An 11,869-nucleotide genomic window follows, 5' to 3' on the forward strand; every position below is an offset into this window, starting at 1 on the left:
TGAAAGTGATGCTAGTAGTGATAAAGGAGAAAAAATACCAGTTGGTATAGCACCTGCTGTTGAACAAGTTGTACCTTTGGAAGATGTTAAACCTGAAGCTCATGTAAGTGAAGAATTAGAAACATCAGAGTTTCTTGTAACTGAACAAACTGGTTTACCTGGTGTTACACATTTTGCTAAGAAGTTCGGACCTTCAGTGGTACCACCATTAGATCTTGAAACAATTGATGAAGGAAATGAAAGTTTAGTCTCTAGTGCTTTTCAAAGTAGTCTTGTAGCACCAGAACAAAATGTCGTGCAAGGTAGAGATAGCCAATCTAGTGATAGTGAGGAATACGATAGCGATGATGAAAGTGATGCTAGTAGTGATAAAGGAGAAAAAATACCAGTTGGTATAGCACCTGCTGTTGAACAAGTTGTACCTTCTAAACCGACTACAAGTGAAGTATCAAAATCATTAATATCTCCCGTAGATCAAGAAACTGATGTACCTGGTAGTGCATCTGTTGATGGACAAGCTGCTGTTTCAGAATCAGTACACTCATCTACTGAGCAAGGTAGATTGTTGCCACGGTATGAACGAAATGCAACAGCATTTGTTTTAGAGCAGGGTTTGTTAGATCAATTATATATGGATTATATAGATTTACCATCTAGTCAGAAAAATTGTGATACTTATAGTGCAGCATTGCAGGAATATAGTGCAAGATTAGCGTTACAAAAGGAATATGATCAGATTTTTGTGTCATCTGAACCAGCATTTCCAAATGAGAGAGTTGAAGATTTTTCACAAAGGTATAGGGCAGCATTAAAAGAGCTTGTGCAAGGTATTAGTGAACAGCCTTTACAGTCTTATTCTTCTAGAGATGTAATGCAATTAAAGGCTAGAGTAGATACGTTACGTGATATGTGTCGTACAATGCGTAGTCAATATATATCTGAATTGGATTACTTAGGTCAAGAAATAGGAGTTTTACAATCTAGTGTAAAATCTGCAAATCCTAGTGATAAAAAGTTGATACAAGAAAAGATAAAATTGCTTGATGGGGCTTATAAAGCAGTATTAGAAAATTATGATAGTTTATTAGTTGATATCAAACAAGTACAAAAAGCAATAAAAGATATTGATGATTTGACAAGTGGTAATAAAGACTTGGAAAAATTATTATCATCTCAGATAGAGTTGTTAGGAGTATTACATGATGCTAGTGCTGGTCTCAAAACGTCAAGAGTAAATAGAAGAAGTGGTGGGTTTTTCAGTGATTTATTTACAGGCTTAATGGACCTTGTTGGTAGAGGTACTAGGTCTACGTCAGATTATGCTGCATCAGGTGTTGTAGATTCACTAGAAAGCTCTGCTCAGGCAATGAGTGTACAGGATCAAGAAACAGGAGATGGAAAAATACAAACTTCAGGTAATGCTAAAACAAAACCTGATCCTGCAGTATTAGATACTGTACAAGGCTCAAATAGCATAATTTCTGACACTTCTAATAAAGGTATTTCTAATACTGCAGTATCAGATCAGTCTGATTTGAGTGGGAGTGTTGCTACTGGAAGTCAAGGTAATGCGTTAATAGATCATGATAAGTCAGTTATGGTACATACAGCAGATCGGTTACAAGACCAGGCAGGAAATGAAAAAGACACAACTTATTCTGATGGTTCTATAGCTGGATCTAGTGGTACTAGTGATGTACACTCTAAACATGATGGCGATGTTACTGTGCCTGAAAATGTTGATCCGATGCTATTGAATGTTATTCAAAATTTAAAAAAGACTGGACTTTTAGAAGGTATGCTTGTTCAAAATAAAGATGGTGTGCTTGAAGAAACTCAAATAAATTCGAAGGATAAGATGTTGTTACCAGGAATAATACCAACAACTATAAAGCATTCTAGCAGTAGTGAAGAACTTTCTTCTCAAGAACAATCTAACAAAAATATGAAGAGTTCTTTATCTGTTGGTGATTTACCTAGATCTTCTGATGTAGCTAATCCTAATCGATCAGGTGATAGCATTTTAAAGTTATCCCGTGCTGGTTGGAATTTATCAAGAGTTAGTGGTGAGACTATAGAAGATTTGTCTTTGGAAGATGATGTGTCTCGTGTACGTCAAAGATCAAGTTCTAAAGTATTAAGTGCTGTGTCATCAGGTAATGTTAATACAGGTATGGTAGGTCAGGATGGAGAATTGCAAAAATCATCTATAGTAAAATCTAAAGAAGCTTCTAAATCTAAATTGTACAAACAAAAATCTGTACCTGATTTATACACAGGTAGTCAAAGTAAACTACATGACGGACGTGATTTGAAAAAAGCAAAGTCACATAGTAATATTGATGTAGTAATGGATGGAGTGATTACTGATGTAAGTAGTAGCTCATTAGATTCTATCACGCCTTTGCCTTCTCCTGGACCTGGTGGAGCTAAAAAACATAGGAGAAATTCTCTTTAAGAGTAGCAGTATATTCTAGTTTTTATATTAATAAAGTTCTTGTATAACTAAGAAACAGATAATATACTTTTGATTAGATGTTTTTAATCAATGTTTATGGCTAATCTTAAAGCTCTGTTGTTAAGAATAAAAAGTGTAAAGTCTATACAAAAGACTACTAAGGTTATGCAGATGATATCTGCTGCTAAGTTACATAAGGTACAACAAAAATTGGAAAATGCTAGAAAGCATCTATTAGAAATAAATGATGTTGTAGATTCTGTTGCTAAAGATAATGTAAGTGATGTTTTTTCTGAATATAAAAAGGAAAAGGTTTTATTGATTGTTATGTCTTCTGATAGGGGGTTATGTGGTAATTTTAATAATCTGATAGTGAAGTTTACTAAATCTTATATTGAAAGCTTGGAAAATAATGATAAGGAAGTAAAGTTGTTGTTTTTTGGTAAAAAGGCATATGATATGATGTATAGTCAATATTCAGACAAGGTTTTGAATGTATTGCCTGATGTTAAATCTATTACAAATTTTTTATATTTTAAGCTTTTTGTATATAGTAGTGGTGTTAATTTTGAAAAATTTGATAATGTTGTAGTGTTATTTAATAAGTTTTATAATACTGTATTGCAGAAACCTAGTGCTCAAGAATTAATTCCTTGTAATATTGAAATGTCAGTTTCATTAAAAGAGATGTATCAATATGAGCCAACATATGTTGATGTTATTTCTACTATAAGTTTAGGTTATATATTAAATTTAATGTATATTGCATTTTTAGAAAATTCTGCTAGTGAACATTGTTCACGCATGATTGCTATGGAATCTGCAAATCGTAATACTAAGGATATGTTAAATAAATTGGCATTAGAATATAATCGTTCTAGGCAAGCTTCTATAACTACTGACTTAATAGAGATAATTAGTGGTTTTGAATCGTTAAATTAATAAGTGAGAATTTATGAAAAATGGCAAGCCTTCTGATAGTCAGGCAGAAGAAGCTATTAATTTATTGATCAGGTGGATAGGAGATGATCCGACTAGGATGGAGCTTACTGGTACTGCTAAGCGTGTATTGAATATTTATAAGAAGTTTTTTTCAGGATATCAAGTAGATGTGCTTTCTATGCAAGATACAGTTTTACTTGCTGAAAATTATAACGGTATGATAATTGTTAAAAATACTGAATTTACATCTTATTGTGAACACCATATTGTTCCTATAAGGGGAAAAATAGATATTGGATATATTCCTGATAAATTAATATTTGGTTTGGGTAAAGTAATTAAGTTGATTAATTGTTTTACAAAAAGATTGCAACTTCAGGAAAGATTAACTATGGAAATTGCTAACGCATTGGATTGTTATTTATCACCTAAAGGAGTTATTGTATCTATTGAAGCAGTGCATGATTGTATTGCATGTTGTGAAGAAATAGATAAAAATAACTTAGACTTGCAAACCACTTGTGTAATTGGTGTTTTCAAAGATAATATGGATCTTAGAAAAGAATTTTTTACTAATATTGGTTGATTGGAGGATAAGTTGAATATTTTAAATATAGCTGAAGATGCTGTAAAAAAAATAAAGAATATGGGATATATTGGTGATGTAGTAATTTATCAAAGTGATAAATTATCTTTGTCACAACGTCTGCATAAAATTGATGAGGTTATTCAATCTAAAAACTGTAAAATAGGGATCAGAGTTATTGTAAATAATAATCAGTTTGCCTGTATTTCTTCTAATGAATTTTCTAATATTTCAGAACTGATCAATCATGCCATTTCTATGGCAAAGTTGTCTACAGGTGATCCATATATTTCCCTTTATGATGAATTTGTTGATAGAGCGAATTTAATGAGTAGTGATGATCTGATGATATTAGATAGAACTACTCTTACAATTGATCAATGTAAAAAAATTATTGAAGATATAGAAAGTGCTGCACTATCTTATGATAGTAGGATTATTAATTCAGAAGGCTCTTCATTTTCTAGTGGTATAACAAATGTTGTGTTGGCAACTTCGAATGATTTTATAGGGTCTTATAGTAAATCTAATTTTGTAAGTAGTATTGCTGTTATTGCTGGCATAGATGACAAAATGGAAGTAGGATATGATTTTTCTTCTGTGTGTAATTTTAGTGATATAAAAAATCCTATAGAGATAGGGAAAGAGGCAGCATCAAGGGCAATTAACAGGTTAAATCCTAGAAAAGTACAAACTTCTAAAATGCCGGTTATAATTGAGAATAGAATAGCTAGTACGTTATTAAAGAATTTTGCAAGTGCTATAAGAGGAGATAATATAGTTAATGCAACATCGTTTTTAAATGATAGTATTAATAAAAAAGTTTTTTCAGATGATATTTTTATAGTAGATGATCCTTTAATGGTGTGTGGCTTATCTTCTAGACCTTTTGATGGTGAGGGAGTTATTGGAAATAAAAAATTTGTTGTAGAAAATGGTATATTAAAAAGTTGGATTTTAGATATACGTTCAGCTAATAAATTGAAATTAAAAAGTACAGGAAATGCTGTAAGACATGCTAATGCATCAATTACTCCTGGGGTTAGCAATTTTTATATACAAAATGGGAATGTGTCTGTTGAAGAATTAATGTCAGATATAAAGAAAGGGCTTTATATTACTGATCTTTTTGGGTTTGGAATTAACTTAATTACTGGTGATTATAGTCAAGGAGCATCAGGGTTTTTTATAGAAAATGGAAAAATATCTTATCCAGTCAATGAAATTACAATTGCTAGTAAATTGCAATATATGTTTGCTGATATGTCTGTTGCAAATGATTTGCAATTTCTAAGTTCAGTTAATTCTCCTACTATCAGGATAAATGATGTTACAATTGCTGGTTAATAAATTTTTTAACTTGTCTTTCTAAATCTTTACTTAGTAGAACTATTGTAGTGTATGTAGTTTATTACAAAAGTACTTTATGTATTATTTATAATTATCTGTAAAGATAGTTTTTTTAGATTATCATTTGATATTTTATAAGTATTTTTCAGTATAGTAGTTTTATTATTATTGTATAGTGAATGTAGTGAGAATATGTTAATTGTATCATTTAAAACTATTATAATAGTAAGATTTATATATTATTGATAATTGTCTATATAAGTAATTTTTTTAGGTTATCATTTGGTATTTTATAAGTATTTTCAGTATAGTAGTTTTATTATTATTGTATAGTAAATGTAGTGAAAATATGTTAATTGTATCGTTTAAAACTATTATAATAGTAAGATTGATATATTATTGATAATTGTCTGTATAAGTAATTTTTTTAGGTTATCATTTGGTATTTTATAAGTATTTTTAGTATAGTACATTTTGTTATTATGATATGAATTAATATAGAACTCTAAAAATCAGATGTTGTGTAGGCTTTGAAATTTGTAGAATAAGCTGTAGTAGAGAATATGCAGTTAGTTATATAGCTATATTCAGGAAGTGGTAATAAAATACTTTAATTACATGTTGTTTTATTACTGCGTTTTGTTTATTAATATATTTTAGTAAGTCATACTTTTTAATTAATCAGGTAAAGCACATTACATTAGTAATGTATTACTTAAAAGGTTAAATCATATTTCTCATAGTGTGACTTATTAATTCTTATTTGGTATACCTTTAGAAGTGGAATATTGAAAATTTAATGGAGAATTAGGATATACTGTGTGATATATATGATGACATGCCACTGCAGATTCTGAAAATCCTGTAAGTATTAATTTAAGCTTTCCTGGATATGTAGCTATATCACCGACTGCGTATATTCTGTCATGACTTGTTCTACAAGTGTCAAAGTTTACAGGTATTTGATAACCTTTAATTTCTATGCCCCAGTTCAGTATTGAACCAAGATTTGCAGATGTGCCAAAAAATGGGAATAAATAATCAACTTGTAGTACAATTTCTTCGTGATTTGTGATATTTTGTACAACTACAGAATGTAATTTTCCTTCTTCTCCAATCAGTTTCTTGATTTGATATGGAACTATAACATTTATTTTTCCACTTTGTGATAAGTTGTCAATTTGTAGTGCAGTATTAGGTGCACAACGAAAGTTCCTTCTCCTATGTACTATATATAGCTGATTTGCTATTTTGGAAAGTTCGACTGCCCAATCAGCAGCTGAATTACCTCCTCCAGCTATCATGATGTTTTTATTATGAAAATCTGAAATCTTTCTTACTTGATAAAATACTGACTTATTTTCATAATCTAGGATATTATCTATAGGTGGACGATTTGGACCAAATGCACCTGCTCCTGCTGCGATTACAATAACTTTACTTTGTATGATAATTCCTTTACTTGTTCTTATTAAAAAGTAATTTGAGTAATCTTCTATTTTTTCAGCGACCTGTTCTAATAAATACTGAGGATTGAACGGTTCAGATTGTTTTTTTAGATTATCTATTAATTCTTTACCGCTAATTATAGGGTATCCAGGTATGTCATATATTGGCTTTTCTGGGTATAATGCTGTACATTGACCGCCAATTTCAGTTAATGCATCAATGACACAACATTGCATCTTGAGCATACCAGCTTGAAATACAGTAAATATTCCAACAGGTCCAGCACCTATCACTGCTATATCAGTTGTGTAATCAGTCATATTTTTCTCTATATATTAGCCATATTTGATGCTAATACATTAAACTAAAGAAGGGAATTTATCTAGAAATATTCTAGAAAATGCTATTTAATAGATATGAATGTATAAGATATTATGACTGATGGTAGTAAAAAAGAACTATGTAAAGAAAAATGCTATATTTAAAGTGAAATGATCAATTATTTAGTTAAGTGCTTTAAGTTCTATAAAATGTAAGTGTATACTAATGTGTATGTATATTATGAGAATTTACAGTACAAAGATAAATTTTACAAGTACAATAGCGTTGATGATATTATATAGTGTTATATAGAATTTGCAATTTTACAAAATTGTTCAATTGATAAGTTTTCAGGGCGTAAATTGTTATTGATGTTTAATGATTGTAAAATTTCATCTGTGTTATTGATGAGTTTTTTTAATGTAGAACGTATCATTTTTCTTCGTTCACCAAATGTTACTTTTAACACTTGTGATAATTTGTTGTGATCTACATTGAATCTTGGTTTTGATAGCACAATAATGTTGATAACGGATGACATTACTTTAGGTTGAGGTGAAAATATTTCTGGTCCAAAATCTTCCATTTTTTGTACATTAGATAATAGTTGAATAAATATAGATAATGTACCATAGTTTTTATTATTTGGTTGTGCAACTATGCGGTCTGCTACTTCTTTTTGAAACATTAATGTGAAGCTAGTGAAAAAATCAATATAATTTACCCATTTCATCAAAAGAGGTATTGCGATGTGATAAGGCAGGTTTGCTATTATTTTTACTGGAGGTTCTATAATATTCCTTAAATCAATGTTTAGTGCATCTGATAATATGAATTCATATTTTCCATTAAATTCATCAACTATTTTCTTATGTATTGGTAGTAACCTACTATCTTTCTCAATAGAGATTAATTTTTTTGGGTTTTTATTTAATATAGAATAGGTCATTGTGCCAAGTCCTGGCCCTATTTCTATTATTGAATAATCACTAATGTTTCCAGCATAACTAACTATTTGATCTGTAATATGTGTTGAAGATATAAAACATTGGCTTAACTCTTTTTTAGGATATATCCTGTTAATATGATGCATAGTTAAAATTGATGTAATGGTAGATTATGCTTATTATACATGTAAAATAATGTATTGGATAGAAAATATGGTTTCTAGGTATTGACTTTTATAGTATTACATATATAAAATTAAAATTCTAGCCGGCTTAGCTCAATTGGTAGAGCATCTGATTTGTAATCAGGGGGTTATGAGTTCAAGTCTTATAGCCGGCACGTTGTTTTTTTAGTAATTTTTATGTCATTGCTCATCGTTGCTAATTGGAAGATGTATGGTGACTTTCTTACCTTTTCCTCTTTTACAAAGGAATTAAGTGTTAGGCTAACTAATGTAAAAGCTGATTTAGAGGTAGTGTTATGTCCACCCTTTATTGCACTGTCTAAGATAGTTGATTGTATCTCTTGTATTAGATTTGGTGCACAAAATTGCTTTTATGAAACTGAAGGAAAATATACTGGTGAAATTAGTGCTAAAATGTTATATGACTGTGGATGTAGTTATGTAATAGTTGGTCATTCTGAAAGGAGGAGCATATTTCATGAATCTGATTACCATGTACAGTTGAAAGCAAGTTCTGCTATTAAGTCTGGTTTAATACCAATTATTTGTGTTGGAGAAACTTTATTAGATAGAGAGAATGGTATGCTGAAAGACTCGTTATTAAATCAATGTTATAATTCTTTTCCTAAAACTGGTAAATTTATTATAGCTTATGAACCTGTGTGGGCAATAGGGAGTAATACAATACCTTCTATTGGTATGATAACTGAGGCTTTAGAGATTATTAGGTCATACGATAGTACATCTGATATTATATATGGTGGTGCAGTGAATCAAGATAATGTAAGGGATGTAATTGCTATAAGTCAATTATCTGGTGTATTAGTTGGTAGTGCAAGTTTAAAGTTAGATAGTTTTTGTAAAATAATACATGGTGCTGTAAATATGAGGCAAAACTAATGAAAAAAATGTTAATTTTATGTTTATTTATTGTTAGTGTGCTTTTTAGTAATGCAGTTGTTTCAATAGATGATAATGCTAGTAGGCAATATATTTTAATTGGCACTGGTTCTATGACAGGAGTGTATTATCCTATTGGAGGTAGTATTTGTAGGTTCATAACAAGTGATTATAAAAGTAACAATAATAAAGTTATTTGTTCTATTTCTTCTACTACTGGGAGTGTATATAATCTCAATTCTATACGTTATTCAAATATGGATGTGAGTATTGTTCAGTCAGATCTAGAGTATTATGCATATCATGGTTTAGGTTTCTATGAAAAAATGCTTCCTATGGAAAATTTAAGAATGTTAGCGTCATTGCATAGGGAGTATCTTACTATTGTTGTTAGAAAAAACTCTAATATATTAGTTATTGATGACATAAAAGGCAAAAGAATTAATATTGGGAGTCCTGGTACTGGTGTAAGAGTTGCAATGTTAAAATTGTTAAATGAAAAAGGATGGACTAGAAAAGATTTTTCAGTAATGGCAGAGTTAAAATCTTCAGAACAAGCTCAAGCATTGTGTGATAATAAAATTGATGTTATGGTTGATATAATTGGACATCCTAATGCTTCAATTCAAGAAGCATCTGCAACTTGTGATATAATGTTTGTGCCTTTAGATGATAAATTGATAGATGATTTGCATGCTAAGTATCCTTATTATCAGAAAGACGTTATTAATGGTAGCTTGTATAATAATTCATCAAATATAAATACTGTATCAGTAAAGGCATCTTTAGTTACAACTACAGATTTAAGTGATGATTTAGCATATAAAATAGTAAAATCTATGGTAACTCATTTACAAGAATTACGTGGTGTTACTGGATCTTTAAAAACTATTACTGTAAAAGATATGGCAAAATCAGATATTACTCCTATGCATGATGGTGCTAAACGCTACTATAAAGAAATTGGTGCTATAAAATAAGCAATTAAGTGAAGAAATCAGTAAAAGTAGTACTAGGGATAGAAACAAGTTGTGATGAGACTGCTGTTGCTATTGTGAACAGTAACAAGGAGGTTTTATCACATAAAATTCTTTCTCAGAAAGAGCATGCAAAATATGGTGGGGTTGTTCCAGAAATTGCTTCTCGTGCTCATATTAATTATTTGTATGATTTAACTGTTAGTTGTATAGATGAGTCACAGCTTTCTTTGAATAACATAGATGCTGTTGCTGTTACTTCTGGTCCTGGACTTATTGGTGGGTTAATAGTTGGTGTAATGATAGCTAAAGGCATTGCTAGTGTTACTGGTAAGCCTATAATTGAGGTTAATCATTTGGAAGCTCATGCTTTAATTGTGCGCATGTTTTATGAAATTAATTTTCCGTTTTTGTTGTTGATAATATCTGGTGGGCATTGTCAGTTTTTAATAGTTTATAATGTGGGTTGTTATCATAAGTTAGGTTCTTCTTTAGATGATTCTTTAGGTGAAGTATTTGATAAAGTAGCGAAAATGTTAAATCTTGGATATCCTGGTGGACCAGTTATTGAGGAAAAATCTTTAAGTGGTGATAGTAAAAGCTTTATCTTACCAAGAGCACTAACTGGCCGTTGTGGTTGTGATTTTTCATTTTCTGGTCTTAAAACTGCTGTAAGGAATATTATTATAAATCATAAGTCTATAGATCATAAATTGATATGTGATATTTCAGCATCTTTTCAGGAGTGTGTTGGTGATATATTGGTGAATAGAATTAATAATGCAATTGCAATGTCGAAAGCTATAGATAAAAGAATTGATAAATTAGTAGTTACTGGTGGTGTTGCAGCAAATAAATTGTTACGTAACCGTATGTTAGGATGTGCTTCTGATAATGATTTTAAAATATTGTATCCTCCAAGTAAATTGTGTACTGATAATGGTATTATGGTAGGATGGGCTGGTATTGAAAATTTTATTAAAGGTTATGTTTCAAATTTAGATTTTGCTCCAAAGGCAAGGTGGCCTTTAGAAAGTTTAAAATCTAATATAATGAGAGAGTAGATGTATTTTATGCTATTTGTCTATTGACTTATTTTTAAAACAGTTATGTATAAAATTTCTTTTATAGTAAAGTGATATTGAGATTCAGGAAATAAATGAAATATAGATGATGATTAAAAAATCAATTAATTATCTTAAATTCAATATATTATTTAATAAATAGTACATTATGTGGAATAATTAAAATTCAAAAAGTTAATGTAAATGGATTATTTTTTCATTTTATTTATTAGGTAAATATTAGGAAAATTAAAGAAAGATTTAAACATTAATGTCAGATGCAAATAGATTTAAATTAACATAATAATCTAACACTATAACTTCCAATACATTATCAGGATAGTAAGATTCAGTATTCAAATAGATGTAATTAAAGCTAAATCTAGTTTAGCAAATGTCAATTATTTTGTAAAATGTGCATGAAGAGAGAGAAAGAATAGCATATAGGAATGATTGTTAAAGATTCATATACTTAGTTATTCATAATAGTAGAAGTTCTATGCTTAAAATTTCAGAAAGAAAAGTTGCTAACAAATAAATATCTTATTCTTTATATTGCAAGCTAGGAAAGATTATAAACTAGAAGTTTTTTGTATCAAGTTAATGTATTTGCAAACTAATAAATTTTATAAAAGTAATTTAGCCAAGCTTGAAATACTGATTTTTTTTAAATTGGAAAGTTATTGTTAG

Annotated in this window: 9 protein-coding genes and 1 tRNA gene; 8 read left to right on the forward strand and 2 right to left on the reverse strand. The window is 29.7% G+C overall.

Translation table 11 applies throughout. The annotated features are described in order from the left end of the window. The 4 genes from DRF75_RS05010 to DRF75_RS00705 all read left to right on the forward strand — a co-directional run. Positions 1-2,458 (forward strand): hypothetical protein (locus DRF75_RS05010; protein WP_165375550.1); only part of this gene is annotated, 2,458 nt, incomplete at its 5' end. Positions 2,459-2,554: 96 nt separating this feature from the next. Further along, positions 2,555-3,400, forward strand: a complete 846-nt coding sequence (gene atpG / locus DRF75_RS00695; protein WP_129992492.1) for an ATP synthase F1 subunit gamma — start codon at positions 2,555-2,557, stop codon at positions 3,398-3,400. A gap of 13 nt (positions 3,401-3,413) precedes the next feature. Next, on the forward strand, positions 3,414-3,986 hold the full coding sequence (gene folE, locus DRF75_RS00700; RefSeq protein ID WP_045171513.1) for a GTP cyclohydrolase I: 573 nt from the start codon (positions 3,414-3,416) through the stop codon (positions 3,984-3,986). A 12-nt stretch (positions 3,987-3,998) separates the two neighbouring features. Then, positions 3,999-5,333: a TldD/PmbA family protein gene (locus DRF75_RS00705; protein ID WP_129992493.1), complete on the forward strand. Its 1,335-nt coding sequence runs from the start codon at positions 3,999-4,001 to the stop codon at positions 5,331-5,333. Positions 5,334-6,088: 755 nt separating this feature from the next. On the opposite strand, the gene DRF75_RS00710 is transcribed toward DRF75_RS00705, so the two are convergent. Both DRF75_RS00710 and rsmA read right to left on the reverse strand, forming a co-directional pair. Next, positions 6,089-7,105 (reverse strand): NAD(P)/FAD-dependent oxidoreductase, encoded by a 1,017-nt coding sequence (locus tag DRF75_RS00710; RefSeq protein ID WP_045171514.1) that lies wholly within the window; start codon positions 7,103-7,105, stop codon positions 6,089-6,091. Between the two features lie 305 nt (positions 7,106-7,410). After that, positions 7,411-8,199, reverse strand: a complete 789-nt coding sequence (rsmA, locus tag DRF75_RS00715; RefSeq protein ID WP_045171515.1) for a 16S rRNA (adenine(1518)-N(6)/adenine(1519)-N(6))-dimethyltransferase RsmA — start codon at positions 8,197-8,199, stop codon at positions 7,411-7,413. Between the two features lie 121 nt (positions 8,200-8,320). On the opposite strand from rsmA, the gene DRF75_RS00720 reads away from it, so the two are divergent. From DRF75_RS00720 to tsaD, 4 genes are all read left to right on the forward strand, one after another. Then, positions 8,321-8,393 (forward strand) — tRNA-Thr (locus DRF75_RS00720). A gap of 22 nt (positions 8,394-8,415) precedes the next feature. Further along, positions 8,416-9,138 (forward strand): triosephosphate isomerase, encoded by a 723-nt coding sequence (locus DRF75_RS00725; RefSeq protein ID WP_045171516.1) that lies wholly within the window; start codon positions 8,416-8,418, stop codon positions 9,136-9,138. After that, positions 9,138-10,118 carry a TAXI family TRAP transporter solute-binding subunit gene (locus DRF75_RS00730; RefSeq protein WP_045171517.1) on the forward strand — a complete coding sequence of 327 codons (981 nt, stop codon included), beginning with the start codon at positions 9,138-9,140 and terminating at the stop codon, positions 10,116-10,118. Before DRF75_RS00725 ends, DRF75_RS00730 begins: the two co-directional genes overlap by 1 nt. Positions 10,119-10,126: 8 nt before the next feature. Further along, the gene (tsaD, locus tag DRF75_RS00735) at positions 10,127-11,179 is read left to right on the forward strand and encodes a tRNA (adenosine(37)-N6)-threonylcarbamoyltransferase complex transferase subunit TsaD (RefSeq protein WP_045171518.1); all 1,053 of its coding nucleotides are present in this window, start codon (positions 10,127-10,129) and stop codon (positions 11,177-11,179) included. Positions 11,180-11,869: the final 690 nt, after the last annotated feature.

This window comes from Ehrlichia minasensis (assembly GCF_004181775.1).
Classification (GTDB): Bacteria; Pseudomonadota; Alphaproteobacteria; order Rickettsiales; family Anaplasmataceae; genus Ehrlichia; species Ehrlichia minasensis.

What these genes read in the sequence shown, in the direction of transcription:
- DRF75_RS00725 (WP_045171516.1), top strand. Translation starts at nt 8,416, where the DNA reads ATGTCATTGCTCATCGTTGCTAATTGGAAGATGTATGGTGACTTTCTT.
- folE (WP_045171513.1), top strand. Translation starts at nt 3,414, where the DNA reads ATGAAAAATGGCAAGCCTTCTGATAGTCAGGCAGAAGAAGCTATTAAT.
- DRF75_RS00730 (WP_045171517.1), top strand. Translation starts at nt 9,138, where the DNA reads ATGAAAAAAATGTTAATTTTATGTTTATTTATTGTTAGTGTGCTTTTT.
- atpG (WP_129992492.1), top strand. Translation starts at nt 2,555, where the DNA reads ATGGCTAATCTTAAAGCTCTGTTGTTAAGAATAAAAAGTGTAAAGTCT.
- DRF75_RS00710 (WP_045171514.1), bottom strand. Translation starts at nt 7,105, where the DNA reads ATGACTGATTACACAACTGATATAGCAGTGATAGGTGCTGGACCTGTT.
- rsmA (WP_045171515.1), bottom strand. Translation starts at nt 8,199, where the DNA reads ATGCATCATATTAACAGGATATATCCTAAAAAAGAGTTAAGCCAATGT.